Origin of the sequence: Enterococcus sp. AZ101, from assembly GCF_050499005.1 — a bacterium.
Taxonomy (GTDB): Bacteria; Bacillota; Bacilli; order Lactobacillales; family Enterococcaceae; genus Enterococcus_L; species Enterococcus_L ureilyticus.
Genome location: NZ_JBMHEZ010000001.1, coordinates 1,735,432 through 1,761,816 on the forward strand (window position 1 = coordinate 1,735,432; position 26,385 = coordinate 1,761,816).

General features: G+C 36.6%; 27 protein-coding genes. 2 read left to right on the top strand and 25 right to left on the bottom strand.

Features of this window, described 5'->3' with window-relative positions:
* Positions 1-79: 79 nt before the first annotated feature.
* Both tkt and IGJ50_RS08210 read right to left on the bottom strand, forming a co-directional pair.
* On the bottom strand, positions 80-2,074 hold the full coding sequence (gene tkt, locus IGJ50_RS08205; RefSeq protein ID WP_429949825.1) for a transketolase: 1,995 nt from the start codon (positions 2,072-2,074) through the stop codon (positions 80-82).
* A 98-nt stretch (positions 2,075-2,172) separates the two neighbouring features.
* Positions 2,173-2,415, bottom strand: coding sequence for a DUF896 family protein (locus IGJ50_RS08210; RefSeq protein WP_069641370.1), 243 nt, complete (start codon positions 2,413-2,415; stop codon positions 2,173-2,175).
* A 298-nt stretch (positions 2,416-2,713) separates the two neighbouring features.
* Here IGJ50_RS08210 and lexA point away from each other — a divergent pair, with 298 nt between their 5' ends.
* Positions 2,714-3,343: a transcriptional repressor LexA gene (gene lexA / locus IGJ50_RS08215; protein ID WP_100630371.1), complete on the top strand. Its 630-nt coding sequence runs from the start codon at positions 2,714-2,716 to the stop codon at positions 3,341-3,343.
* Positions 3,344-3,413: 70 nt separating this feature from the next.
* Here lexA and IGJ50_RS08220 read toward each other — a convergent pair whose 3' ends face one another.
* From IGJ50_RS08220 to IGJ50_RS08330, 23 genes are all read right to left on the bottom strand, one after another.
* On the bottom strand, positions 3,414-3,914 hold the full coding sequence (locus tag IGJ50_RS08220) for a dihydrofolate reductase (protein WP_069641368.1): 501 nt from the start codon (positions 3,912-3,914) through the stop codon (positions 3,414-3,416).
* 18 nt (positions 3,915-3,932) lie between these two features.
* On the bottom strand, positions 3,933-4,880 hold the full coding sequence (locus IGJ50_RS08225) for a thymidylate synthase (protein ID WP_069641367.1): 948 nt from the start codon (positions 4,878-4,880) through the stop codon (positions 3,933-3,935).
* Between the two features lie 12 nt (positions 4,881-4,892).
* The gene (locus tag IGJ50_RS08230; protein WP_429949828.1) at positions 4,893-6,779 is read right to left on the bottom strand and encodes an ABC-F family ATP-binding cassette domain-containing protein; all 1,887 of its coding nucleotides are present in this window, start codon (positions 6,777-6,779) and stop codon (positions 4,893-4,895) included.
* A gap of 65 nt (positions 6,780-6,844) precedes the next feature.
* Positions 6,845-8,899 carry a cation:proton antiporter gene (locus IGJ50_RS08235; protein WP_069641365.1) on the bottom strand — a complete coding sequence of 685 codons (2,055 nt, stop codon included), beginning with the start codon at positions 8,897-8,899 and terminating at the stop codon, positions 6,845-6,847.
* A gap of 19 nt (positions 8,900-8,918) precedes the next feature.
* On the bottom strand, positions 8,919-9,197 hold the full coding sequence (locus IGJ50_RS08240; RefSeq protein ID WP_069641364.1) for a hypothetical protein: 279 nt from the start codon (positions 9,195-9,197) through the stop codon (positions 8,919-8,921).
* A 178-nt stretch (positions 9,198-9,375) separates the two neighbouring features.
* Positions 9,376-9,858 (bottom strand): hypothetical protein, encoded by a 483-nt coding sequence (locus IGJ50_RS08245; protein WP_429949830.1) that lies wholly within the window; start codon positions 9,856-9,858, stop codon positions 9,376-9,378.
* Between the two features lie 77 nt (positions 9,859-9,935).
* The gene (locus IGJ50_RS08250; RefSeq protein WP_025868968.1) at positions 9,936-10,127 is read right to left on the bottom strand and encodes a hypothetical protein; all 192 of its coding nucleotides are present in this window, start codon (positions 10,125-10,127) and stop codon (positions 9,936-9,938) included.
* Positions 10,128-10,351: 224 nt separating this feature from the next.
* Positions 10,352-11,200: a DegV family protein gene (locus IGJ50_RS08255; RefSeq protein WP_429949832.1), complete on the bottom strand. Its 849-nt coding sequence runs from the start codon at positions 11,198-11,200 to the stop codon at positions 10,352-10,354.
* Positions 11,201-11,276: 76 nt separating this feature from the next.
* On the bottom strand, positions 11,277-12,407 hold the full coding sequence (locus tag IGJ50_RS08260; protein WP_069641362.1) for an LCP family protein: 1,131 nt from the start codon (positions 12,405-12,407) through the stop codon (positions 11,277-11,279).
* A gap of 111 nt (positions 12,408-12,518) precedes the next feature.
* Positions 12,519-13,367 carry a prephenate dehydratase gene (pheA, locus tag IGJ50_RS08265; RefSeq protein WP_069641361.1) on the bottom strand — a complete coding sequence of 283 codons (849 nt, stop codon included), beginning with the start codon at positions 13,365-13,367 and terminating at the stop codon, positions 12,519-12,521.
* Between the two features lie 8 nt (positions 13,368-13,375).
* A complete protein-coding gene (locus IGJ50_RS08270) occupies positions 13,376-13,879 on the bottom strand; it encodes a shikimate kinase (protein ID WP_069641360.1) in 504 nt (167 codons plus the stop codon).
* Between the two features lie 14 nt (positions 13,880-13,893).
* On the bottom strand, positions 13,894-15,177 hold the full coding sequence (gene aroA, locus IGJ50_RS08275) for a 3-phosphoshikimate 1-carboxyvinyltransferase (RefSeq protein WP_069641359.1): 1,284 nt from the start codon (positions 15,175-15,177) through the stop codon (positions 13,894-13,896).
* A 42-nt stretch (positions 15,178-15,219) separates the two neighbouring features.
* The gene (locus IGJ50_RS08280; RefSeq protein ID WP_429949835.1) at positions 15,220-16,317 is read right to left on the bottom strand and encodes a prephenate dehydrogenase; all 1,098 of its coding nucleotides are present in this window, start codon (positions 16,315-16,317) and stop codon (positions 15,220-15,222) included.
* A 30-nt stretch (positions 16,318-16,347) separates the two neighbouring features.
* Positions 16,348-17,514 (bottom strand): chorismate synthase, encoded by a 1,167-nt coding sequence (gene aroC, locus IGJ50_RS08285; RefSeq protein WP_429949837.1) that lies wholly within the window; start codon positions 17,512-17,514, stop codon positions 16,348-16,350.
* Between the two features lie 11 nt (positions 17,515-17,525).
* Positions 17,526-18,587, bottom strand: a complete 1,062-nt coding sequence (gene aroB / locus IGJ50_RS08290; RefSeq protein WP_207121442.1) for a 3-dehydroquinate synthase — start codon at positions 18,585-18,587, stop codon at positions 17,526-17,528.
* A 50-nt stretch (positions 18,588-18,637) separates the two neighbouring features.
* Positions 18,638-19,660 carry a 3-deoxy-7-phosphoheptulonate synthase gene (gene aroF, locus IGJ50_RS08295; RefSeq protein ID WP_429949839.1) on the bottom strand — a complete coding sequence of 341 codons (1,023 nt, stop codon included), beginning with the start codon at positions 19,658-19,660 and terminating at the stop codon, positions 18,638-18,640.
* A 28-nt stretch (positions 19,661-19,688) separates the two neighbouring features.
* Entirely contained in the window at positions 19,689-20,558 is an 870-nt protein-coding gene (aroE, locus tag IGJ50_RS08300) for a shikimate dehydrogenase (protein ID WP_207121440.1), read from the bottom strand.
* Between the two features lie 446 nt (positions 20,559-21,004).
* Complete coding sequence (locus IGJ50_RS08305; protein WP_429949841.1) at positions 21,005-21,985, bottom strand: NAD(P)H-quinone oxidoreductase; 981 nt, start codon at positions 21,983-21,985, stop codon at positions 21,005-21,007.
* A gap of 74 nt (positions 21,986-22,059) precedes the next feature.
* The gene (locus IGJ50_RS08310; RefSeq protein WP_010772458.1) at positions 22,060-22,512 is read right to left on the bottom strand and encodes a hypothetical protein; all 453 of its coding nucleotides are present in this window, start codon (positions 22,510-22,512) and stop codon (positions 22,060-22,062) included.
* An 83-nt stretch (positions 22,513-22,595) separates the two neighbouring features.
* Positions 22,596-22,967, bottom strand: coding sequence for a thioesterase family protein (locus IGJ50_RS08315; RefSeq protein WP_069641351.1), 372 nt, complete (start codon positions 22,965-22,967; stop codon positions 22,596-22,598).
* A 5-nt stretch (positions 22,968-22,972) separates the two neighbouring features.
* Complete coding sequence (locus IGJ50_RS08320; RefSeq protein ID WP_069641350.1) at positions 22,973-24,184, bottom strand: CCA tRNA nucleotidyltransferase; 1,212 nt, start codon at positions 24,182-24,184, stop codon at positions 22,973-22,975.
* The gene (gene dapB / locus IGJ50_RS08325; protein ID WP_207121438.1) at positions 24,181-24,969 is read right to left on the bottom strand and encodes a 4-hydroxy-tetrahydrodipicolinate reductase; all 789 of its coding nucleotides are present in this window, start codon (positions 24,967-24,969) and stop codon (positions 24,181-24,183) included. Before dapB ends, IGJ50_RS08320 begins: the two co-directional genes overlap by 4 nt.
* Positions 24,962-25,309, bottom strand: coding sequence for a nucleotide pyrophosphohydrolase (locus tag IGJ50_RS08330; RefSeq protein WP_069641348.1), 348 nt, complete (start codon positions 25,307-25,309; stop codon positions 24,962-24,964). The genes dapB and IGJ50_RS08330 overlap by 8 nt, the downstream gene beginning before the upstream one ends.
* Before the next feature lie 151 nt (positions 25,310-25,460).
* On the opposite strand from IGJ50_RS08330, the gene IGJ50_RS08335 reads away from it, so the two are divergent.
* Complete coding sequence (locus IGJ50_RS08335; protein ID WP_204638598.1) at positions 25,461-26,351, top strand: YitT family protein; 891 nt, start codon at positions 25,461-25,463, stop codon at positions 26,349-26,351.
* The last annotated feature ends 34 nt before the right edge of the window (positions 26,352-26,385 follow it).

The following is a 26,385-nucleotide window of genomic DNA, read 5'->3' on the forward strand; positions in this document are numbered from 1 at the left end:
TTAGCAATTTTTTCATAAATAAAAAAGTAGACATTCATAGTTTGTGAATGTCTACTTTTTTATTAAAAACTAGTTTATTTTATAAATTAGTATACTTTGATACAACGTTATCAACTGTAAAACCAAATTCTTTCAAGACTAAATCACCTGGAGCTGAAGCACCAAAATGATCAATCGTTACAGTTGTGCCTGCAGTTCCAACATAACGTTCCCAACCAAATGGTGAAGCAGCTTCAATCGCAACTCGTTTAGTTATATCTTTAGGTAAAACAGATTCTTTGTAATCTGCTGTTTGCTTTTCAAACAAATCAAAACTTGGCATCGAAACGACAGAAACATCTTTCCCTTGTTCAGCTAATGCTTTTTGGGCTTCAATTGCTAAATTCACTTCTGAACCAGTTGCAATTAAGATCCCTTCTGGTTTTTCGCCTTTTTGTTTAGAAATGACATATGCACCTTTTTGAACAAGTGTATCAGCATGTTCTTTAGTTCCTTCAATAACTGGTAAATTTTGACGACTTAAAACTAAGACCGTTGGCGCATCTTTTGTTGTCATCGCAATTTTCCAAGCCGCAACAGTTTCGTTACCATCAGCTGGACGAATGACTTGTACACCAGGCATACAACGAATACTTGCTAATTGTTCAACAGGTTCATGTGTTGGTCCATCTTCACCCACTGCCACAGAATCATGTGTTAATACATATGTCACAGGAGTATTTTGGATTGCAGCTAAGCGGACTGCTGGGCGCAAATAATCTGTAAATACAAAGAATGTTCCGCCGTAAACGCGACTTCCACCATGTAATTGGATTCCGTTCATCGCTGCTGCCATGGCAAACTCACGGACACCAAACCAAATATTCCGACCTTCGTATTGACCAGGCTCAAAATCTTTTTCTGCAGCGACCATTGTATTATTTGAAGCAGACAAATCAGCTGAACCGCCCCAGAAACCTGGTACAGTTTTAGAAATTGCTTGAATCGTTTCTTTACTTGTCACACGACTAGCTGCACTCGAACCTATTTCATAGGTTGGTAACTCGCTATCCCAATTTTCAGGAAGTTCATCAGAAAAAGCTTGTTTAAATTGTTTTGCCAAATCAGGATGCTCTTTTGAATAATTTGCAAACATCTTATTCCATTGATCTTCTGCTTTCTCGCCTTCTTCTATCATCGTTTCTTTAAAGCGTGCAGCAACTTCATCTGGAACAGTAAAGTCTGGGTATTCCCAACCATAAACAGCTTTAGCTGCGGTAATGCCATCTGCTCCGATAGGTGCGCCATGTACAGATGAAGTACCTTCTTTTGGTGCGCCGTAGCCGATGACTGTTTTTACTTCGATCAAAGTTGGTTTATCTGATTCAGCCTTTGCAGCTTCTATCGCTTGAGAAATTTCTTCTAAATCATTACCGTCTTTCACTAAGATATGTTGCCAACCATATGCTTCATAACGAGCGCCAACATTTTCAGTAAACGCTTTTGATGTTGGACCGTCTAAAGAGATATCATTTGAATCGTATAACACGATCAGTTTACCTAATTTCATGTGTCCAGCCATTGAACTAGCTTCTTGAGAAACACCTTCCATCAAATCACCATCACCGCATAACGCAAACGTATAGTGATCTATTACAGGAAAGCTATCACGATTATAAGTCGCAGCAGTATGTGCTTCTGCCATCGCCATACCGACAGCCATTGCGATACCTTGACCTAATGGACCAGTTGTTGCTTCAACACCATCAGTATGATGTACTTCTGGATGCCCTGGTGTTCTACTATTCCATTGACGGAAATTTTTTAGATCATCCATAGTCACATCGTAGCCAGCTAAATGAAGTAAGCTGTATAACATTGCAGAACCATGACCAGCAGAAAGAATAAAACGGTCTCTATCTACCCAGTTTCTTGAAGTTTTTGGGTTTACTTTTAAGTGTTTTGTCCAAAGTGCATAAGCCATAGGTGCAGCACCCATTGGTAATCCTGGATGCCCAGAATTTGCTTTTTGTACTGCTTCAATACTTAATGTACGAATCGTGTTAACGCCTAACTGATCAGTGTTGTCGAACAAAAAAATCATCTCCTATTTAGGTTTTTTTTACCTTTATTAACTACATTTTATCGCATTTCGCTCATGAAAGCAATTACCTTTAGTAAAAAAAACTAAAATTACTTTCTATTATGCAATCCCTTAGCTTTTTGAATCTCTTTCAATTTATCTGGTGTTACATCATTTCCTTTAGGATCGACCACTTTCATTCCTTCTATATGATGGCGCATCCCACCACGAAAAGCAGCCAAATACTCTTGACGAAGTACTTTTTGCTCTTCCTTTTCTTTCGCAGTTAATTCTTTTTCTTTCGCTTTTTTAGCAAGTTCATTGATACGGTTCATTTTTTCTGTTGATAACATCTATTTTGGCCTCCTTATTTTAAAAATTTAATCGGCATATTTCAAGCTTTTTTGAAAGACTAGCCCTGTAGCTAGACAAGTTTACTTTCCATGTCTATCTTATAAGATGAGCACAAGAAATACAACTATATTCTTATTAAAAATCAGAAACGATTGTGTTTATTTATAGAAATTCCGATTCCCTACCTCATATATTTTCCCTTGTGATTCACAGAAATATACTTTCTAAAAAAAACACGAACGCTTGTTTGATTCCTGTATAAAACTATGGTACACTAAAAATATAAATCGAAAGAAGGTGCGGGTTGTGGTGAAACGTACAGACACAAGACAAATCGAAGTATTAAAATATATATATGAACAGGTTGAGCTTAAAGGTTATCCCCCGACCGTAAGAGAAATCGGAAAAGCAGTTGATCTTTCCTCAACCTCAACCGTTCACGGACATTTAGCACGATTAGAGAAAAAAGGACTCATTTTACGTGATCCTACAAAACCAAGGGCAATTGAATTGACCGCAGACGGACTTGAAAGAATCGGTGTGAGACCGACAGTTATCCCGATGCTTGGAGTTGTTACAGCAGGTGAGCCAATCTTAGCTGTAGAAGAAGCTTCTGATTTTTTTCCTCTTCCACCTGATTTAATGGCTGAAGAAAATGCTTTGTTCATGCTGACTATCAGAGGTGAAAGTATGATCAATGCTGGTATTTTAGACGGCGACCAAGTTATTGTTCGTAAACAAAGCGCGGCTTCAAATGGTGATATAGTGATTGCAATGACAGATGAAGATGAAGCGACGTGTAAACGATTCTTTAAAGAGGCAGACCATGTTCGTTTACAACCAGAAAATGATGCATTAAAACCGATTATTTTGAACAACGTAAGCATTTTAGGCAAAGTTGTTGGCCTATACCGCAATCATATTTAAATAACAAAAAAACATACTAACTATTAGTATGTTTTTTTGTTATCTTTTCGTTTGAATTAGACAAGATCTTTTAATCCGCTGTGACCTTACGTTGATATGTTTCAAACTGATACGCATAACCATTTGCTTCGTCTTGTTCGCCTGCGCTTAAATTAATCAATGTCCAATCATCCCAATCTACAAAAGGAAATTTTGTATCTCCATCAAACGAATGATAGATAACTGTTCTATACAATACGTCACAATATTGCAAAAAATCCTCGTATACTGCTGAACCACCCGCAATAAACGTAATACCAGAAAACGTTTTGGCATAATCAAGAACTTCATCCACAGTATGAAAAACAATGACTCCTTTTGCCTGATAGCTTTTGTCTCTAGTTAGAACAATCGTTTGACGATTTGGTAACGGCCGAGCGCCCATCCCCTCAAAAGTTTTTCTTCCCATAACAATGGTGTTGTCTTCAGTCATTTGTTTAAAAAATTTCAAATCATTTGGCAAATGCCAAGGTAATCGATTCTCTTTACCGATTGTCCCTTGCTCATCTTGTGCCCATATGGCTGCTAACATTGGAGAACCCCTTTCGAATTAAACGGCAATTGGTGCCTTGATTGCTGGATGAGGATCATATCCTTCAATTACAATATCGTCCATTTCAAATTCAAAAACTGATTTTTTATCTTGATTCAATTTTAGTGTAGGAAACGAACGAATGTCTCGAGTCAGTTGTTCATTCATTTGGTCAATATGATTCGTATATAAATGGGCATCCCCCAAAGTATGAACGAAATCGCCCACTTCCAAACCAGTTTCATGAGCAATCAAGTGAGTCAATAGTGCGTAACTAGCAATATTAAATGGAACGCCCAAAAAAACATCTCCACTACGTTGATACAACTGGCAACTTAATTTCCCATCATTTACATAAAATTGAAACATCGTGTGACATGGTGGTAATGCCATGGAAGGGACATCTTCTGGATTCCAGGCGGACACGATCAGGCGTCTAGAGTCAGGTGTTTGCTTGATCATATCGATAACATTTTTAAGTTGATCAATAAAGTTGCCTTCTTTCGTTTCCCAATGACGCCACTGAGCTCCATAAATATTACCTAATTCACCATACTTCGCTGCAAAATCATCATCAGACAACATATTATTGCAGAATTCTTTGTGCTCTTTTTCATAACTTTCTTTAAATACTTCATCCGTTAAAACACGACGACCAAAATCAGTCATATCCGGCCCATTATAGTCATCACTTTTAATATAACGCTCAAAAGCCCACTCGTCCCAAATATGGTTGTTATGCTGTAGGAGATAACGGATATTTGTATCGCCTTTTAAAAACCACAAAAGTTCGCTTTTGATTAAACCAAAAGGAACTCGTTTCGTCGTCAATAAAGGAAACCCTTTTGATAGGTCAAAACGCATTTGATGTCCAAAAATACTTCGTGTTCCTGTCCCTGTGCGATCTTCTTTTAAGTGACCATCGGTTAAAATTTTGCGACCTAATGCTAAGTAAGCCTCTTCCATAATTACTGCCTCCTAATTTTCTGCAAATTCACTCAAGTATTCCCAACGTTCCATTTTTTCCTCAAGTTCTTGTTCTACAATAGATAACTCTGATTGTAGTTCTTGCAATTTAGTAAAGTCATCCCCTTGATGGTTCATCTCTTTTGCAAGCAGAACAGCTCGATCCTCAAGTACTGCAATATCAGCTTCGATTGTTGCCCACTCTTTTTGTTCCATATAAGTTAATTTCTTTTTTTTCTTTTTTTCAGTTTCTTTAATTGGTTTCGTTTCATATTTAATAGTTTTCTTCGACTCTTCTTTATTTCCAAGTAAGTATTCACTCATAGAACCGAAATAGGTCACTATTTGACCGTCTCCTTCAAACACAAGTAATTTGTCCATTGTTTTATCAAGGAAATAACGATCATGGGAAACGGCAATTACAGCTCCTTTAAAGGTTTGGAGATAATCCTCTAGGATCGTTAGAGTATCTATGTCAAGATCATTTGTTGGTTCGTCCAATAATAACACATTTGGCTGTCCAATCAGTAGTTTTAATAAATACAAACGACGTTTTTCCCCACCAGAAAGTTTCCCAATCACTGTTCCATGCATAAAACGTGGGAATAAAAAGCGTTCTAACAATTCAGCAACACTAATTGTTGTGCCATCTGTGCGCCGAACTTGTTCTGCAGCTTCCTGTAAGTATGAAATCATCCGTTGATTTGGATCCATTGCTTCATTTTGCTGTGTGTAATAGGCTAAACGAACCGTTTCTCCGATAGAGTACAGACCATTATCTAATAGCAAACGTCCAGCTAATAGATTCAAAAGAGTGGATTTACCTGCGCCATTTTTTCCCGTGATGCCTATTCGATCTTTTGCCTGAATTAGTAAATCAAAATCTTTTAAAATTGTTTTTTGTTCAATTTGATAACTGCCGGTTTTGATTTCTAAGACTTTTTTTCCCAATCTTTGTGTCGCGATATCTATCTCTAACTGGCCTTTTTGATGTACTTGGTGAAGATTTTCTTTAAGATCATGAAAACGATCTTGACGGGCTTGTTGTTTCGTGCCACGAGCTTTGACCCCCGCACGCATCCATTCTAATTCTTGCTTATATAATTGTTTTCTTTTTTCCTCTTGTTCAACACCAACACGTTCACGTTCTGCTCTAGCAATAATATAAGCTTCGTAATTGCCTTTATATTCATGTAACTTTCCAAAAGAAAGTTCAAAAATTCGATTGGTTACTCTATCTAAAAAATAACGATCATGCGTCACCATTAAAATAGCGCCACGATAGCCATTCAAAAAGCTTTCTAACCAGTTGATCGCCTCATAATCTAAATGGTTCGTTGGTTCATCCAATAGCAATAGATCAGGCGATTCAATCAAAACTTGGGCTAAACTGACCCGTTTTTTTTGTCCGCCGGATAGCTCGCCGATTTTTTTATGCAATGTTTCGATTCCTAATTTTTGTAAAATGATTTTAGCATCTGTATCAGCTGTCCACGCATCTTCGGTGTTCATTCGTTCTTCTGCTTGTGCATATTGCTTTTGTGCAGCCTCACTAAGACCATCTTCCCCTAGTGCCAGCAATGCCAGCTCATAATTTTTTACCGCCTGTATAGTCGGTGTATCACCTTGGAAAACAGCTTCTACTACTGTCAATTCAGGATTAAATTCTTTGTCTTGAGAAAGATAGCCGATTTGATAATCACTTGGTTGTTGAATGGCAGAAATATCGCCATCACCACTATCTTTGCCAGCTAGAATATTCAACAAGCTAGTTTTTCCAGTGCCATTTGTCCCAATTAAACCTATACGATCTTTATCATGGATGTAGAAAGAAATAGCATCAAATAATGTTTTTTCTCCATATGTTTTAGTTAAATTATTTACTTTTAACTCATTCATCTGCTCACGCCCTTTTCATCCTGCTTATTGTATCAAAAAAATGTAAAAAAAAGAAGCTAGTTTTCTTAGTCCGCTTCTTTTTTTAATTCTCTGGTCAACTTTCTCAATGGAACGCCACCAGAAATGTCATTGATTGAATAAGATTCAAGTAAGTTAACATTTTTTCGATATTCATTTGCTTCAAAAGAAGAAATTTTTTCAGAAATTTCATATTCATCGATCACTCGCCGCTCCTCTTGATAGCCAATTATAAGTTCTTTTACATAATTGGATTGAGAACGAACGAGAAAAGAATCAATAAAGGTACCATCTTCCAATCGATGAGCAAGTTGTAATCGTCCCTCAATGAAGAAACGAATAATTTCTTCATCATAAACACCTTTTAAGTTATCTAAACTTTTTAAGATTACTTCTGTATTTTGTAAAAAGACTTGGCGTACATTTTCCAATTCTTCTATTTGAAATTCTCGCCGATTTTCTTCATCTTTTTTAGCCCAAGATAATTTAGGATGAACAAAAAATGCTATAATTTGGCGTACAAACAATAACCAAAAACCAATAATAGAGAGCAATTGTCTCGCAATCGAACGTTCCATCCTGGAAATTAGGCGCTCATACAAACGATAGCCTTCGATTCCGATTTCCTTTTGACGAAAACTTTCTTCTAAACCATCACGTTCAATCGAGACAATTAGCGCTCGCAATTCTTGGACTTCTTGTCGTTGTTCCGATGGTAATTGCTCGGTATATAATTCTTTGACACGATCTTGATAGTTTTCGATCACAACATTCATTTCGACATGAGGATCTTCCTTGTTGATTTTTTTAAGCCGTTCAATCACGTCCTGCAACAATGTGATTCCTTGGACATTCGTGCTTTCTACTTCGTCAGATTCTGTTAAAAACGGTAAAACAAGAATACCGCCAACTAATGTGACCAAAATCACACAAGCAGTAATGAACAATAGCAGAGAACGTTCAGGAAAATCATTACCATTAATTGTCAATGGCAAAATAAAAATCGTTGCTAAACTGACGGTTCCTTTAACACCACCAAATGTTAGTATCAGCATTTCGTTCATTGATTGCCATACATTCTTTAGGCCGTTTTTTACACTATAAATCAAGAAAATAGAGAAAAAACGAGCAGCGAATAACGTGACACTTAAAATCAAAATAACGACCATCAAGAAACTATTAGAGTATGTTTCGCTATTCCAAATAGGTGAAAAAACTTGAGATAGTTCAATACCTAAGAAAAGAAAAACTAACGCATTCAAGGTAAATGTGATCGTTCCCCATGTACTTTCTGAAACATTTGAAAGTTCTGCTTCGAATAATGAAACCTTTTTAAAACTAGCAGCTTGCATAACACCTGCTACAACGGCCGCAATAATTCCAGAAACATGAAACAGCTCTGCAACCATATAAGCTAAAAAAGGGAGTAATAGTTCTAATAGTAAGTAACCCGTAACATCTCTTGCAGATGCTTTTTCTAGGATCATCACGACTTGTCGTTTGATCATTACTAAAATCGCGCCTACGATCGCACCGCCAATACTAGAGACAATTAAGGTGATACCAGCATCAGCTGCTGAAAAACTACCAGTTAATAAAGCCGCTAACGCAAATTGAAAAGCCGTAACGCCAGAAGCATCATTGATCAGTCCTTCACCTTCTAAAATATGCATTGCTTTATGCGGGATCTGAATCTTTCCAGATAAAGAACCTACAGCTACTGCATCTGTAGGCCCCAGTGCTGCACCTAAAGCGAAACAAGCTGCTATCGGCAAAGCAGGTATAACCATATGTAATGCCCACCCCACACTTACAAGTGTGATCAAAACCCCTATGAACGCTAAAAATAATATCACACTAAAATTCTTCATCGTAGCAGAAATATCATTACGTTCTCCTTCTCGAAACAATAATGGTGCAATGATCATTACCAAAAATATTTCTGGTTCAAACGTTATTTCACGTCCCATATCTGTTACTCCAATCAAAACGCCAACAATTATTTGTACGATTGGCAATGGAATAATTGGTACAATTCGATTAAAGACATTTGAAAAAGTAATGGCTAAAACAAAAACAATAATTAAAGAAACAAACTCCATCTTGTATCCCCCTTATAAATTAATGATTGAGTTGTTTTCCTAAATACCGTAATAATTTTTCTTTTTTACAGGTAATTTTTTTCTCAATTAATCCAAGTTCTTTTTCTTTATCACATAACTCTAGCTGAGCACGACGGGCTTCTAAACGTAATAATTCAGATTTGATCAATTCTATTTTTTTATAGTTCAAAAAATTTCTCTTTTTTATATGCCGTTCCCATTCTGCTTTTTTCTCTGGGGGTAATGCTTTATATTTTTCACGTAATTCAGCAATTCGTTGCTCTATTTCTTTACTCACAACAATACTTCCTTTCAGAATTTCTCTGCACATTATAACAAACAGTTTAAGAAATACCTACTAAAATTGACTATTATTTAAAAAAATCTTTTTGAATAGAATTTCTGCTAAAAAAATTAAACAGTAGGTGAAAATAAAGTTCTTGTGTTGTCTGTTATTTTCCTCCTATGGTCTTGATTTAAGTATCTTCTTCAACTAAAATACTGATTTCAGTCTCTTCATTCAAGCGTTCAGAAAGAAAAGCTAGTAAATCTTCTAAGGGTATAGAAAATTTCATCATCGGTCCACGACGCCCATTTTTGAAATAATTTAAACGGATTTCTTGCTTCTTAAGTAACAAAGCCATCTTATCTATATCTCGATACAACACACCGTTCCTGTCGAATGGCCCTAAAATAAGCCGATCTTCAGAAAGACCTTTTGTATCCAATAAAAAACTCAACATCAACAAACCAGAAAGAATTCCCCGAATTCTTTGATCCATTGTCTGCTCTGTTATTATTGTGATGATTAGGATAAATCCACTGCACCCAATCACTAAAGCATAAAAAATTGTTCTTTTAAGACTTTTAATCAACACACTATCTCTGACCAAATACAAATAAATATACATAATCACAACAAACGCTGCAAGTAATAAAGTAAAAAAATCTATAACCAAAATATACTCCTTTTAAAAATGAACTTTACTCTTTTTGTTTACACTAAAAACAAAACAGATATAACTGGGTGAACTAGTTAATCCTTTTTATTTAATTCTGTCAATTGCTGATTGATTTTTTTTATTTTGTCTTTACAAGCTAATATATCACGGATCATCTGATCTCTTTTAACACCAAGTGGTAAACGATTAACTACTTGATAATATGCAGCGAGTAGTTGAACTTGTTTCATTTTTTCTTTTTGTAAGCGTTCTTCAGCTAGACTCATCCACTCGCCTCCTTTTCTTTAAGTATACCTTACTTTTAAAAGAAAGTGACATTTGAATCGTTATTTTTAACAATAATCGACCAAAAAGGTCCGATTTAGTTGTTATTGTATCACATTATTGCTTTTTTGGTTATTTTACGAACATGCTTTCTGTTTTGCTCATTTGATGAAGAAGAAATAAGGATGAAACAAAAGTCAAAAGTAACTTTGTTTCATCCTTATTTCTATTGTGCTGAAATACATAACGCAATCGCTTTTTCACCTAAATGTGTCCCGATAACTGGGTTAAAATGACCAATTTCAATAATTGCATCTGGATATTTTTTTTGAAGTTTTATTTTTTCTTCTTCAGCAACCGTTAAATTATTTGCATGAATGACATATAATTTGACAGGTCTGTTGATTTCTTTGTCACGTTTGCCAATGATTTCTTCTGCACGAGCAAAGGCTTTTTTAGTTGAACGAATCTTTTCAAATAGAACGATCTTACCATCTTCAAAAGTCAAAATCGGCTTAATCTTCAATAATCCAGCAATCAAAGCCGCTCCATTTGTTAATCTACCGCCTCGTACTAGATTATTTAAATCTTCAACAATCAAATAAGCGTAGGTGTTATCGCGAATAATGTCTAATTTAGCAAATATCTCTTCCAAACTAGCCTTTTCTTTCACTAAATCTAACGCAGCTTCAACCATATGCCCCATCGGTACGCTTGTGATTTTCGAATCATAGGGATAAAGTGTTATCCCTTCAATCGAATCAGTTAATGAAAATAATGTATTCACGAAACCTGAAATACCTGATGAAAGATGGATACTAATGATCGTATCATACCCTTTAGCAGCAATATCTTTGTACAATTCAATAACCTCACCTAAAGCCGGTTGAGAAGTTGTCGGAAACTCATTGCTATTATTCAATAAGTTGTAATATTCATCAGCTTCGATATCGATACCTTCGTTATATATCTTACCATCTAAAATAACAGGGATGGGAATAATAAAGAGATTGGGCGAATGCTTGATTCGCTCAGGTAAATAAGCTGTACTATCTGTCACAATAGCAATTTTCATTTTGTAACCTCGTTTCAGTAATTTTGCACAGTATAGTTAAATATAGCATAAATCAATCCAGAATTAAATAAAATACTTATTGTCCAAGGAAATTTTGAACAGCGGTTTGATTGGTTGCTAAATCAATTTCTAGCACACTTCCAGCGTAATCATAGTCAACATTGCTCCAAGAATTTTCAACTGGAATCGTTAGTCGTTCAATCCCGCTACCACCTTTTAGGATCAATGACGGTCCATTTTTCAACATGAAACTAGTAGGTACATCTGTTGACATGTAGCCAACTAAACGGCCCAATGACTCAGGAGTCCGAAGTAGTGCTAAAGGATTTTTCAATTGGCTCATCACAGCCGTCATTACTTGTTGTTGACGACGAACTCGACCAAAATCGCCTTCCTCATCTTTTCTAAAACGAGCATATTGTAAAAGTGTATGCCCATCCATTTTCTGCTCACCTTTAAAAATATCTACACCATCTAAATTCAACTCTTTTTCCGCATCCATTTTGACGCCACTCGGGAACATTGAATCAATGATCTTTTCAAATGATTGAAAATCAACTTTTGCATAATACCTACACTGAATATTAAAATTCTCTGCTAAGGTTTGACGAACTAAATCTGCTCCTCCTAGTGCGTAGGAAGCGTTGATTTTATTGGCATCATATCCAGGAATATCAACGAAAGTATCACGCATAAAGGAAATCAACTTAGGTTTTTTAGAAGGTCCGTCTAGTTGTAAAACCATGATCGTATCTGCTCGACCAGAATCTTCACCTCTCGTATCACTACCTAGAATCAAAATATTATTCGCACCATTTTCACTTTTTACACCATTAAATGTTTCAAGTGCTTCTTTAGGTAACGAGTTATCATTTTCGGCATATGATTTTCCTTTAAAAAAGAAACCTACTGCTAAAACAAGCAACAATACGAAAAATAATAAAATTCTTTTAGGCCAACTAAACCGTCGTTTTTTTCTTATTTTTTTCGGTTTCTTTCCTTTTTTAGACAGTGGGTTGGGATGCCCATTTGGATTATTATTTTGCTCAAATTGCTGATTTGGTTCATTTAATGTTTCTTGTTCGTTATAATGACTATTTCTAGGTTCTTCTGTATAATTTTTTTCTTTTCTAGGATTAAATTTATTTTTTTCTTCTACTGGTTTTGCTTTATCATGTATATGTTTATAGCGATCCACACGGCTCATTATGTCCACCTCATTTTAAATTAACAACAATTATAAGCATACCTTATTTTACTAGAAATTCCTATTAGATAGTTGAAATTTAACAAAAAATAAAAAGACCTTTTCAGATCTTTATACTCCGTTAATTGGGTGAATAGCATAATTTCCGAATATTTTCACCTTACCACCCATCAAACGTATTTCTTCTAAAGCATTTTCTATTAATTGTTGCGGTTTTTGAACATTGATATCGATCAAAAAGAAATATTCACCGAGTGTTGTTTTCAATGGTCGAGATTCGATTTTGCTTAAATCAATCTCACGCCAACTAAATACAGCTAATGCCTTATGCAAAGCACCGGGAATATTATTGGGCATCGTTAAGGCAATCGTTAATTTTTCTTCATTTGACCCGATAGGCAATTCAATTTTCTCAGCACCTATTACCCAAAAACGCGTTTGATTGATCGCAACATCCTGAATATCTGTGCCAACAATAGCTAAATCATACATTTCTGCAGAAAGTTTGGGTGCAATCGCCGCAATTTTTTGATCGGGATGACTTGCAACATAATTGGCAGCATAGGCAGTAGACGGTGTTGCTTCAAGCTCTGCCATTGGAAACTCGTTACGGATAAATTCTTGTGATTGTGCTAAAGCTTGAGGATGAGATAAAATTTTTGTTGCATCCTGCCAACTATCTTTGTTACTTCTGGCCACCATTAATTGTTGATAGATTGGTAAAACAATTTCTGCCCCTACCGGGATCGTTGTTTGGTGAAACAGATAGTCTACGGTTGTATTGACAGATCCTTCAATTGTATTTTCAATTGGGACAACCCCAAGATCAACTTCGCCAAACTCAACGCCTTTGATACAAGCTGGAATTGAATGATACGATACCAACTCTTCATCAGGAAAAGCTGTTTTAGTGGCGTTATGTGTAAAGGAAGCTTCTGGACCTAAAAAACCGACTTTCATTGTCTCACCTACTTAATATTCTCTAAAATTTCTGATACAATTTCTTCTGGTGTTCGATCATCTGTTGCAATTACTAAGCTAGCACTTTCTTCATAAAAAGGAATCCTGGGTTCAAACACTTCTCTGATCTCTTCAGGAGATTTCGATACAACCAGTGGTCTGATTGTCGTGTGATCTTGTTTCAACCTAGGAATGAACACTTCTGGCTTGGTTTGTAAATAAACAACAGGCGCCATTTGTTTTAGTAAGGTTCGATTTTCCTCTCTCATCACGATTCCACCACCTGTTGAGACTACTTGATCATGATCTAAATAGCGTTTTAAGACATTCGTTTCTTTTTCTCTAAAGGCTTCTTCACCATGTAAATCAAAATATTCTTGGATGGTCATCCCAATTTCTTCAACGATTTTATCATCAAAGTCGATATGCTCCATCCCTGTTTCTTTTGAGAGTAATTTACCTACAGTGGTTTTTCCTGCTCCCATAAAACCAATTAAAATAATCCCCTTCATCTTTGTGCCTCCATTTATTGATATAGTTTAGCCAAGTCATCAAAAAAGCTTGGATAAGAAACAGAAATTGCTTCTGCTTTTTCTAATTCTACTGTGCCGTCTTTTACTAAAAGGGCGGCAATTTGCAGCATCATGCCTATACGATGATCACCGTAACTCGTAACTTTTGCGTTATGTAAAGCGGTGTTACCATGAATGATCAAACCGTCTTCCGTCGGCTCGATATTGGCACCCATTTTATTTAGCTCAGTTGCAACAGCATCAATACGATTTGTTTCTTTTACTTTCAATTCTTCAGCATTGCGAATAATTGTTTTCCCCTGTGCTTGGGTAGCCAATAAAGCAATAATTGGTAATTCATCGATCAATCTAGGAATGATTTCTCCACTGATTTCGATTCCTTTCAATACACTCGTTTCCACAGTTAAAGTACCAGCTTTGTTTGCTTTATTGCCAGTTTCTTTGATTGTTAATTTCCCACCCATTTGTTGAATAACATCAATAATACCTGTCCGTGTCGGATTTAAGCCGACATTATTCAAAATAATTTGACTATCTGGAATAATCAAACCAGCTACTAAGAAGAACGCCGCAGAAGAAATATCTCCTGGCACAATCACTTCTTGCCCATTTAGTTTTTGCGGCCCTTTTAGCCTAATTTCTTTTCCTAAAACAGTAATATCACCACCAAACTGACGAATCATATCTTCAGTGTGATCTCTTGTTTTTTCTTTTTCTACAATGACTGATTCACCATGGGCTTGTAGTGCAGCGAATAGAATTGCTGATTTCACTTGTGCGCTGGCAACTGGCATGTGATATTCAATTGGTTGTAAGTTTTCTGTTCCTTTGACTGTAAGTGGAGGAAATTCTGTTCCATCATGTCCTGTACAGCTTGCACCCATCTGATTGATAGGTAACATCACTCGATTCATTGGACGTTTTGCAATAGAATGATCGCCGAACAGTTCCGTAACAAAGGTTGTTCCAGCTAAAATCCCCATAATCAAGCGGATCGTAGTGCCAGAATTTCCGACATCAATTGCTTTTTTTGACTGCTTTAAACCGGAAAAACCAGTTCCATAAACAGTAATAACTTCCCCATCATCTTCGATTTCCACTCCTAAATCTTTAAAAGCTTGTAACGTGCTTAAACAGTCGTCACCACGTAAAAAGTTTTTAATCGTCGTTTTCCCTTGTGCAATGGCTCCGAACATAATGCTTCTATGAGAAATTGACTTGTCACTAGGAATATCGATACTACCATTTAAACTCACTTTATTGATTGCTAATTCCAAAAAATCCCTCCTAAATTTTAAATGTTTGTTGCCTCATTCAGCTTATTTTTCATAAGTTAGATAAGTTGTTTCCTTTTCAATCAATTCTTTTGCTCTTTCTAAATCGTCCTGTCTTTTAAAAGTTAATTGTAAGATACCATAAATATCTTCCCGAGTTTCAAGAATTTTCAAATTAATTAATGAAAGTTTTGCCTTACCCAGTAAGCCTGTAATCTCTGCAATCACCCCTGGAACATCAGGTACGTCAACAAATAAATCATAGAAGGCTGGAATTGCTCCTTCTTTATGCACAGGCATTTGATTTCTAGTTTCTTTCGCTTCATAGAAAAATTGGAAAATCGCTTCCTTGTTTTCAGTCCGAAGCCAAGTTGTGACTTGCTGCATCTCTTTTTGCCAAGATATCATCAATGCTAATAAGGCTTCTTTATTACTCAATAAAATATCCGTCCACATTTGTGGATCAGAAGAAGCAATTCGAGTAATATCTCGAAAACCGCCCGCGGCTAACTGTCGTGAGCGTGGATGCGCTTCATTAAAAATCTTACTTTGGTTCACTAAGCCCGCTGCAATAATATGAGGCAAGTGACTAAGCATTCCTGTAATTTGATCATGCTCTTTGGCTGTAAGAACCACAAATTTTGCTCTTGTTCCTTGTAATAGTTTTTGCAATTCCTTGACTTGCTTTTGTTTTTCCGGTTCTGAAGAAGTTAAAATATAGTAGGCATTTTCAAATAAATTTTCATCTGCCGCAGTCACCCCAGATTTATGTGAACCCGCCATTGGATGACCACCAATGAAAGATTTTAAGCCAACTTTTCGAGCAGCTTCAATGAGTTCTAATTTAGTACTGCCGACATCAGATATAATTACGCCACTTTTTAATGGCAATGTTCCAAGTAAGCTTAATTGTTTCAACATGCTTTTAACAGGAGTACACAAAATAATAATATCTGCCTCAATCGCAGCTACTTTTATAGAGGTACCTTTTTCATCAATTATTTTTCGTTTTAAGGCAAAATCTTCCGAAGATTTTTGACTATCTATCCCTATAATTGTTACCAAAGGGTGCTCTTTTTTTATGCATAATGCTAACGAACTACCAATCAAGCCTAAACCGATGATCAATACCTTTTTATTCATTCCACGTCACTCTCCATCTTATATTTTTGATTAAAACATTTGAGTATAGCGACGGTATGATTCAACTTCCTCTTTCATTTGTTCAAAGGCATCACTACCAAATTTTTCCAGCATTGCTTGGGCAATTTCAGTTGCAACAACAGCCTCACAAACAACACTAGCAGCGGGTACTGCTGTACTATCAGAACGCTCAACGCTAGCCTTATAAGGTTCTTTTGTATCAATATTAACACTTTGCAGCGGTTTATATAAGGTTGGAATAGGCTTCATAACCCCTCTAACGACGATTGGCATACCGTTTGTCATACCTCCTTCAAAGCCGCCTAAGTTATTAGATGTTCTTGTATAACCAGTTGCTTTGTCCCAAACAATTTCATCCATAACTTGACTGCCGGGTCTGTAGCCCATTTCAAAACCAAGCCCAAATTCAACTCCTTTAAACGCGTTAATACTGGTAACAGCTTGAGCAATTTTGGCATCTAGTTTCCGATCCCATTGAACATAACTTCCTAGACCAATTGGTACGCCTCCGACCACCACTTCAACAACCCCGCCGATGGTATCCCCATTTTTCTTAGTTTTGTCAATTAGGTCTCGAATAGCTTGTTCAACGGAAGGATCAAGTACACGTACATCTGAGTTTTCAGAAATCTTTTTAATTTCTTCGACAGTTAAATTATCAGGGATCTCCGCCTTAATCCCACCTAAAATGGCAACATGCCCAGCAACCTCAATGTCCAGTTCTTTTAGTAGTTTTTTAGCAACCGCCCCGATTGCAACACGCATCGTCGTTTCACGTGCTGAAGAACGTTCTAATACATTTCTAAGATCAGCATGTTGATATTTGATACCACCAACTAAATCTGCATGGCCTGGACGTGGCTTGTTTACACGGCGGATTTTCTTCTCTTTTTCAGTGACTTCTTCAATTGACATAACAGACGTCCAATTTTTCCAGTCTTTATTTTCTACAACAAGCGTAACTGGTGAACCGATTGTTTTTCCATGGCGAATGCCTGACGTGATTCTTACTTGATCTTTTTCAATCAACATTCTCCCGCCACGACCATAGCCACCTTGTCTTCTAGCTAATTCTAAATTAATATCTTCTGGTGATAACGGTAAGCCCGCTGGTAAGCCTTCAATAATGGCTGTTAATTCTGGACCATGTGATTCTCCTGCAGTAATAAAACGCATCTAAATTCCTCCTAGTCTAAATAACTCTTCATTTGTTCAATTGGAATACGAACGATTTTGGCTTTTCCAATCGCTTCTAATAAAATAATATTGATTTTCCCGCCACGTGCTTTTTTATCATGTGTTAATGCCAAGTACAGTTGATCTTGATCCCAAAGATCTGATTGAATCGGTAGCTGAAATTTTTGAATCATTTTATTCAATTGTTTTGTTGTACCTGTTGGTGTTAATTGCTTATTTTCGGCAATTCTTGTGATTTGGCTCATCCCGATTGCAACACCTTCACCGTGAGTTAAATTGCCATAGCCAACAGTATTCTCTAAAGCATGACCAATTGTGTGACCAAAATTCAGTAGTAGCCGAACACCATTATCAAGTTCGTCTTCTTCTACAACTTTCCGTTTGATTTTACAGCAAGCAGCGATGATTTCAGTAGCATGTACTAATAAGTCATGTTCATCCGTTAATATCTCTAATTTTTGCCATAACTCTTCATCGGCAATCGCAGCTGATTTAATGATTTCAGCAATCCCTTCTCGAACTCTTCTGACTTCTAATGTGTTTAATGTATCCGGATCAATCAAAACACCATCTGGTTGCGCAAAGGTTCCGACTAAATTTTTAGCCTTTTTCGTATTGACGGCTGTTTTTCCGCCAATACTGCTATCAACTTGAGCTAATAAGGTCGTTGGAACTTGAAGAAAATGAATGCCACGCATATATGTCGAAGCAACAAATCCAGCCAAATCACCAACAACACCGCCGCCTAAAGCGATGATGCCGTCACTTCTTGTCAGCCCTTCATCGGCAAGGAAATCATAAATTTCAGCGGCAACGCTTAAACTTTTACTTTGTTCTCCTGCATCGATTACAAAAGTCGTTGGATCAAAACCAGCTTCTTCCAAACTTTTTTTCACTTTATTTCCGTATAAAGGTTGAACATTGGAATCTGTAATGATCACGATTTTCTGCGGAGACCATAATGTTTTGGCCCACTGTCCAATACCTGACAACAACCCTTTTTCAATCGTCAAATCATAAGCATGATTTGGTAAAGTTACTGTAAGTTTCATTTTTTTCAACTCCTGTTTTTTTATAAAAGGATTCTAACAGATTGATATGATCAGCCGAGTGCATTGATTTCTTTCATTGCTTTTTCAATAATATGAACTTCTTCCATCATACGCATGTAAGTTTTTTCATTTAATGATTGAGGTCCATCTGACCAAGCATTGATTGGATTTGGATGGATTTCAACAATCAATCCATCAGCTCCAGCTGCTACACCAGCTCTTGCCATCGAAGGAACTAAATCCCAAATCCCTACGCCATGACTTGGATCAACAATGATTGGAAAATGGCTTAATTTTTTAATCAGTGGAACAGCACTTAAGTCAAGGGTATTCCGGGTTGCGGTTTCGTATGTGCGAATACCACGTTCAATGAATATCACATTAAAATTCCCTTGGGCAGCGATATATTCAGCTGCATTTAACCACTCATCAATTGTACCAGAAATACCACGTTTCAAACCAATTGGTTTACCTGTTTTTCCGACAGCTTGTAATAATTTGAAATTTTGCATGTTTCTAGCACCAATTTGTAAAATATCACTGTATTCAGCGATCATGTCGATGTGGGCTTCATCCATTACTTCAGTAATGACTTTCATATCAAATTCATCGGCCGCTTGACGAATATATTTTAATCCTTCTTCTTCCAATCCTTGAAAAGCATACGGGGATGTTCTTGGTTTAAATGCCCCACCACGCAAAATTGTTGCGCCTCCTGCTTTAGCGATTCTAGCACATTCGCGGATCTGATCTGAGCTTTCAATTGAACAGGGGCCTGCCATCATTGTCATACTACCGTCTCCAATTTTGACACCATCAACATTCACTACTGTATTTTCTGGATGAAACTCACGACTAGTTAATTTGTATGTCAATGAAATTCGCACTGCATTTTCAACGCCATCATAACTATTAAATGCGACATCCTGCATTTTTCGTGTGTCTCCAACCAAACCAATGATGGTTTGTTCTTTCCCTTCACTTAGGTGCACTTCCAACCCTTCTTTTTTTACTCGTTCGATCACTGATTTAATTTGTGCCTTGGTTGCTTCTGATTTCATAATTACGATCATTATTTTGCTCTCCTTCAGTAAATACTAATTAGTTATTTTCAATAATTGGTTTAACAATTTCTATTGGCATTTCTTGTCCTGTCCATTTTTCAAATGCTGCGGCACCTTGATAAAGTAACATGCCTAAGCCATTATTTGTTTTCGCACCACGCAGACGAGCTTGTTTGAGAAATTCTGTTTCTCTTGGCGTGTAAATGACATCGCAAACCGCTAAATCTGGCCGTATGATTGAAAAATCTTGAATCGGCGTTTGAGTTTCTAATGGTTTCATACCTACGCCAGTTGCATTCAATAATAAGGCACTCTCACCAACATCTCTCGCAAGTGCTTGGTCATCAGATAAATCATGAAGTGTGATCATACATTGTGTATTTTCAGAGATATACGCTAGTTTTTCCATGATTTTGTCATAAAAATCATCTTTTCGATTATACACCGTAATTTCTTTCACACCATCCAAAGCCGCTTGAACGATAATAGCTGTTGCAGCTCCACCAGCACCGATGATCGTCATTTTTTTCCCAATGATATCAACCTCTATATCTTGCAAGCTTCTCATAAAACCAATGCCATCTGTGTTGTGACCAGTTAATTTTCCTTGCTCATTCGTGATTGTATTGACAGCTCCAATGAGACGGGCAGCTTCACTCAGTTCATCCATATATTCAACCGCTAAGATTTTATTGGGCATCGATAGATTCGCACCGATCATTTCTAAATTTCTGATTGAATCAATGGCTTTTTCCAATCCTTGTGTATCTACCTCAAAAGCAAGGTACACAGCATCGATTCCTAACGCTTGAAAGGCTGTATTTTGAATCATAGGTGAAACACTGTGACGGATTGGTGTAGCAAATAACGCAGCTAGCTTGGTATGACCTGTGATCTTATTTTCCATCTAAAAATCCTCCTCAAAGATTTTTTTCTTCAAACAAAAAAGGTATTCACGTAAATTTTCAGAAAAATCTACAGTGAACACCTCACAAAAATTGGTAATATAAAAGCCACTATAGATTTTCTCATCTACGCGGCTGAAAGTCATCTCAAAATCCCCTAGCCATCATAGATACAAACTTGCTAGCTTGCATCCATAATGTTATGAATACAAACTCATCTAAAATAGCTAAAGTAATAATTATTCAGTTGTATTTGGTTATGCTTCATCGTTGTCATATGAATCACTCCGTAACTGATTTATTTAAGAATTGTTCTCAGTATATCTCTAAGAATGCCCAGTGTCAACCATTTTTTTCTTTTAAATTTAAAATAATCATCTTTTTTAGTGAGAAATCTTGAAAATAAAGATTTCTGACTATTATCTTTAGTCAGTTTTGTCAAAATTTATTATGGAGTAACTTTTAAAATAATCTTCCCTTTACTTTTGTTACTAGCCATATATTGATGAGCTTCTTCAACATTTTCAAGTGAAAAGATTGAATCAACTACAGGTTTTAGTATTCCTGCTTCAAATAGGTTTGCTGTTTTGTCCCAAAATTCTTTCGTTAAATCCGTTTTATAAGAATCACTTCGCGGTGTCAACAATGTGCCTTTGATTGTTATTCTTTTTTCTAACAATGTCAGCAAATCTACCTTATCTACAACGGACCCTCCTAAAATACCGATTAAGATCAATCGTCCATCGTAAGCTAGACTAGTAAGATTTTTTTCCCAATAAGCAGCACCAATAAAATCTAAAATAACATCTGCGCCTTGTCCCGATGTTGCTTGCAACACTTTTTCTTCAAATGCTTCTTTCTTATAGTTTATAAGAACATCCGCACCTAAATTTTCACATAGTTTAAGTTTTTCAGGAGAGCTTGCTGTCACCAATATTTTGGCAGATGTTAATTGTTTTGCTAATTGAATTGCAGCTAGACCAACACCACTAGCTCCTGCATGAATCAATACATTCTGAGTAGAAGACAGTTTTCCAAGCCAAAAGAGCGTCTGGTAAGCGGTAAGAAATACTTCTGGAATCGCAGCTCCTTCTTCAAATGTCAATTGAGCTGGTAATATCATGGCATTACCTGAGTTCATTACAGCATACTCGGCATAACCGCCACCATTTACAAGCCCCATCACACGACTTCCACATGGAAAAAGCTCAGAATCACTTTCAACTACAATTCCCGAAACTTCAACTCCTAAAATAGAATTCCCTTGTTGGAGTCTGCCCGTCTCTTTAGCAAGCAAATCTGTCCGATTAATCGCTGCTGCAGCAACTTTTATCAACAGTTGATTTTCCGTTCTAGTTGGCACTTCGGTCTCTTGGGTCAGTTTTAATCGTACTTGCTCATCAAAAACTATTCTTTCTATTGCTTTCATCTTCCCACGCCTTTCTATTTCTAATAAAAAACCGTAGAATCTTTTAAAAGAAATCCACGGTCAAAATTTACTTATTAAAGTTCTTCGCCATATACATCATCAACAGTTTGCGTTGGGTCAATTACGATATATAAGCTTTTAGTTTTTTCGCTAACTTTAGTAGATTGGTAAACATTATCTAAACCTTCGTCAGTCTTATCTTTGTATGGGAAGTATACTAAATCAGGTGTACCAGTTTTGTATAAAATTTCCATACGTTCAATATCTTCATATTTTAAAGCGCGGGCGAACATGCCTAATTCAAGACCCCCAAGATTGATATCATGTGTTTGAACGTGATCTCCTTCTTGGAAGATTTCGATTTTAAACCCTTCACACGGATGAATTTCCATAAATTCACTTCCGTGAATACGTCCAAAACTAGTTGTGATTTGTTTGATCCATAAATCTCCAATAAAACGACGACCAATCGTCCAAGTTTCACCATTTCTAAAATAAAATTTTAATCCTGTCATTTCTCTACTCATAATATAAGTCTCCTTATCTAAAAATAATTTCTACAACGTTAAGTTTAGCATAACTTTTTCGCCAGGTCATCCTATTCGCCTCTTTACTTAGGAAGAGCTAATTTATCTAAAAAAACATCTGTTAAGATAACAGCTCTTTGATGAGTACCAGTAGCGATGATTTGTTCATTATCCAGAACGTTGAATGAAAAAGTAATTTTCGATTTTTCTTGTGATTCAACTTCTATTTTGACAACAATCTGCGCCCCAACTTTAGAAGGACGTAAATGCTTCGCCTCGATCCACGTTCCAACACTTGTTTCTTCAGGTGCTAGTTCTTGATGTAAATGTTCTTTAGCCGTGTTCTCCACCATTGCAAGCATTGCCGGTGTTGCCAAGACTTCTAAATCACCAGATCCGATTTCTTTTGCGGTATCCTTGGAACCAACAACAAATTCTTTTAAAAACTCTTCCATGGCTATCACTCCTTATCAATCATGTCCTTTGCAAACGCAAGCAGCACTTTCTTATTATTTATAATTTGACGATTCACAACAGCAGTTTCAATCATCTCGATCATTTCACCTACCCATTTGCCAGGTGTTTTATCGAAATAAGCTAATACATCATTCCCAGTAATAGCCAACTCTTTTCTATTATGAATGGGCAAACTTAAATAACGTTCTTTTGCTTCTTCAAGTTTACTCTTTTGCTCATAATAAAACAATAGTTTTTCTACGGATAATACCGCATCCAGTCCTAAGTTGAACAAATCAATCACTTCCCAATCACCTAATAAACGCTGATTTAAGCCATAAACCAGTTGTTGTACCTCATAGATCATTTGATTAGATTGTTTCCAAGATTTTAGAAAACTGCGAATAGCATTTTCTTTTAGACCGATTGTTTTGATCAATAGTGCCCAAGCCTGGCTTTCCGATTCGATTTGTTTATTTGGAAGTTCAGCAAAATCAAATAACATTGCACCTTTTCCTCTTAACTCTGGGCAATACTGATAGCATTCGGTTTCAATGAACGGACGTAATGCTGCACGTCTGTTTTTTCCTAATAATAATTTTATAAACTCTACGGCAATTCGTTCAACCGAGATTTTATCTAATAATGAGTGAAAATCTTCAATAGCTGATAGTGTTTCAGGCTCAATCGAAAAATCTAATTGACTGGCAAACCGCAAGCCTCGCATCATTCGCAGAGCATCTTCATGAAAACGTTCTCTAGGGTTGCCGACTGCTCGAATGATTTGGTGCTCTAAATCATTTATACCGTCGAATAAGTCAATGATTTCTCCATCGACATTCATTGCTAAGGCATTGATCGTAAAGTCTCGACGTTTCAAATCTTCTTTCAATGATCGGACAAATGTTACCGTATCTGGACGTCTAAAGTCTTGATACGTTGATTCAGTTCTAAAAGTTGTGATTTCATACTGCTCTTCCCCTATTAAAACAAGAACCGTCCCATGATCGATTCCAACATCGACTGTTCGATGGAAAATTTCTTTGATTTCTTCTGGATAAGCACTTGTTGCAATATCGACATCGTGGATCGGTTGATTTAATAAGGCATCCCTAACACTTCCTCCAACAAAGTAAGCCTCAAATCCTTGTGCTTGAATCTCTCTTAAAACTCTTTCTGCCTTAGTAAATTCATCTGGTATTGTATCTAATTTCATAATAGATTTTCCAGTCCATAAACTAGTTTTTCTAATTGGACAACTTTTTTACAGCCCAAGGCAACGCCGGTCATAAACGAACTGCGATCATAAGAATCATGTCTGATCGTTAACCCTTCACCGACACCGCCAAATTGAACTTGCTGGTGTGCGATCATGCCTGGTAAGCGTACACTGTGAATTTTCATTCCTTCAAAGTCAGCGCCTCGAGCTCCTTTGATCAATTCCTGTTCTTCTGGGTGTCCTTGTTTTTTGTGTGTACGAACTTCACTCATCATTTCTGCAGTTTTAATTGCTGTTCCGCTAGGTGCATCTAATTTATTATCATGATGGAGTTCGATAATTTCAACATCAGGGAAATATTCAGCTGCTTTTTGCGCAAACTGCATCATCAAAACGGCGCCCACTGCAAAATTAGGCGCAATCAAGCCGCCAATTTTTACGGATTCTGACCGAGCGGTTAACTCAACTAGTTGTTCTTCTGTTAAACCCGTGGTGCCTACAACAGGCGCAATTTTATGGTCAATAGCGAAGCGTGTATTTTCATAGGCAACTTTGGGAATGGTGAAATCGATCCAAACATCCGGTTCAACTGAAAGAACGTCTTCTTTTTGTTTAAAAATCGGCACATCTATTTCTGGATACTCCGCCATTTGCTTAAGATTTGTGTTGTCTTCAAATGGATCTAAAACCCCCACTAGCTCGAAATCATCATGTTCTAAAACCATTTTGGTTGCAGTAGCCCCCATTTTCCCTTTAAAACCTGCGACTAAAATTTTAATCATGTCTTTGCCCATCCTTCCGCTCAAATCGATATTTATCCCTTTGATTGAATTTTTCCATATTTTTTTGAAATGCTTCAGTTAAATCTATATCTAATGAATTTGCCATGATCATTGTGACAAATAATACATCTCCTAATTCTTCAGAAACGGTTTTAGGTTGTTCATCTGTTTTTTTAGGCTTTTCACCATAATAGTGATTGATTTCTCTGGCAAGTTCACCAACTTCTTCTGTTAAGCGTGCCATTTGGCTTAATGGAGAAAAATAACCGGTTTTAAATTGCTGGATATACGTATCCACTTCTGCTTGCATAGAATGCAGAGATTGATTTTCGTCTTTCATTTTACCCCAACCTTTCTATTACATATCTTATCAAAAACTACGCCATCTGAAAAGGTTCTACTTGTTGTTTCATAATAGGAATGATAGAGTGAGTACTGGATATGGGTTTTTGGGTATAAAAGCGACCCACTATGTTTTAGGAGTGATGATTATGATTGAAGAAAAAAAATTTTATGTGAAGGATGTCTTATTGATTTTAGCAGGCACCTGTCTTTATGGGTTTGGTTTAGTTACGTTTAATATCGCTAATGATTTAGCAGAAGGTGGCGTCACTGGGATCACTCTGATTTTACGAGCGCTTTTTTATATTGATCCAGCATATTCAACCTTAGTTATCAATATTCCTTTGATTTTGATTGGTGGGAAAGTTTTAGGGAAGCACTCATTTTATTACACTATATTAGGTACAGTATCTTTATCTGTATTTTTATGGTTATGGCAGCGATTCCCCATCGAAGTCAATTTAGATCATGATTTATTGATCGCATCTTTACTCGCTGGTTTAGCTGCAGGGATTGGTAGTGGATTAGTCTATCGTGTGGGCGGAACAACCGGTGGAACCGATGTGATCGCCCGGATTTTAGAAAAAAATTATGGTATCAGTATGGGGCGTTCTTTGCTGATCTTTGATATTTTAGTGTTGATTTTGTCTTTAAGTTATATTGATGTTAAACGAATGATGTACACCTTAATTGTTTCTTTTGTATTCAGTAAAGTTGTCGATTCAGTGTTAGATGGCGCATATGCAGCCAAAGGAATTTTGGTGATTTCGGATCATTCTGACGATATTGGCGAAGTGATCATGGCCTTATTAGAACGCGGCGTCACCTATTTAGATGGTCAAGGAGGGTATTCCCAAGTGGATAAAAAAGTCCTGTATGTGGTAGTCAGCCCTAGTGAAATCATAGAGATCAAACGTATCGTCCATGAACTGGATAAGAAGGCATTTCTTTCAGTTATTAATGTCCATGAAGCTATTGGAGAAGGGTTTACTTATGCTAGACCAGCAAAAATGCTTTTTAAAAGAAAAAAACTTAATTAGAAATCAATAAAAAAGGGGAAATAGACAGCTTTCT

Coding starts and splice junctions, on each gene's coding strand:
- IGJ50_RS08210 (WP_069641370.1), bottom strand. CDS start 2,415: ATGTTATCAACAGAAAAAATGAACCGTATCAATGAACTTGCTAAAAAA.
- IGJ50_RS08220 (WP_069641368.1), bottom strand. CDS start 3,914: ATGTTAGCAGCCATATGGGCACAAGATGAGCAAGGGACAATCGGTAAA.
- IGJ50_RS08225 (WP_069641367.1), bottom strand. CDS start 4,880: ATGGAAGAGGCTTACTTAGCATTAGGTCGCAAAATTTTAACCGATGGT.
- IGJ50_RS08230 (WP_429949828.1), bottom strand. CDS start 6,779: ATGAATGAGTTAAAAGTAAATAATTTAACTAAAACATATGGAGAAAAA.
- IGJ50_RS08235 (WP_069641365.1), bottom strand. CDS start 8,899: ATGGAGTTTGTTTCTTTAATTATTGTTTTTGTTTTAGCCATTACTTTT.
- IGJ50_RS08250 (WP_025868968.1), bottom strand. CDS start 10,127: ATGAGTCTAGCTGAAGAACGCTTACAAAAAGAAAAAATGAAACAAGTT.
- IGJ50_RS08255 (WP_429949832.1), bottom strand. CDS start 11,200: ATGAAAATTGCTATTGTGACAGATAGTACAGCTTATTTACCTGAGCGA.
- IGJ50_RS08260 (WP_069641362.1), bottom strand. CDS start 12,407: ATGAGCCGTGTGGATCGCTATAAACATATACATGATAAAGCAAAACCA.
- pheA (WP_069641361.1), bottom strand. CDS start 13,367: ATGAAAGTCGGTTTTTTAGGTCCAGAAGCTTCCTTTACACATAACGCC.
- IGJ50_RS08270 (WP_069641360.1), bottom strand. CDS start 13,879: ATGAAGGGGATTATTTTAATTGGTTTTATGGGAGCAGGAAAAACCACT.
- IGJ50_RS08280 (WP_429949835.1), bottom strand. CDS start 16,317: ATGAATAAAAAGGTATTGATCATCGGTTTAGGCTTGATTGGTAGTTCG.
- aroC (WP_429949837.1), bottom strand. CDS start 17,514: ATGCGTTTTATTACTGCAGGAGAATCACATGGTCCAGAATTAACAGCC.
- aroB (WP_207121442.1), bottom strand. CDS start 18,587: ATGAAACTTACAGTAACTTTACCAAATCATGCTTATGATTTGACGATT.
- aroF (WP_429949839.1), bottom strand. CDS start 19,660: ATGATCGTAATTATGAAATCAGAAGCAACCAAGGCACAAATTAAATCA.
- aroE (WP_207121440.1), bottom strand. CDS start 20,558: ATGGAAAATAAGATCACAGGTCATACCAAGCTAGCTGCGTTATTTGCT.
- IGJ50_RS08305 (WP_429949841.1), bottom strand. CDS start 21,985: ATGAAAGCAATAGAAAGAATAGTTTTTGATGAGCAAGTACGATTAAAA.
- IGJ50_RS08310 (WP_010772458.1), bottom strand. CDS start 22,512: ATGAGTAGAGAAATGACAGGATTAAAATTTTATTTTAGAAATGGTGAA.
- IGJ50_RS08315 (WP_069641351.1), bottom strand. CDS start 22,967: ATGGAAGAGTTTTTAAAAGAATTTGTTGTTGGTTCCAAGGATACCGCA.
- IGJ50_RS08320 (WP_069641350.1), bottom strand. CDS start 24,184: ATGAAATTAGATACAATACCAGATGAATTTACTAAGGCAGAAAGAGTT.
- dapB (WP_207121438.1), bottom strand. CDS start 24,969: ATGATTAAAATTTTAGTCGCAGGTTTTAAAGGGAAAATGGGGGCTACT.
- IGJ50_RS08330 (WP_069641348.1), bottom strand. CDS start 25,309: ATGAAAGACGAAAATCAATCTCTGCATTCTATGCAAGCAGAAGTGGAT.
- IGJ50_RS08335 (WP_204638598.1), top strand. CDS start 25,461: ATGATTGAAGAAAAAAAATTTTATGTGAAGGATGTCTTATTGATTTTA.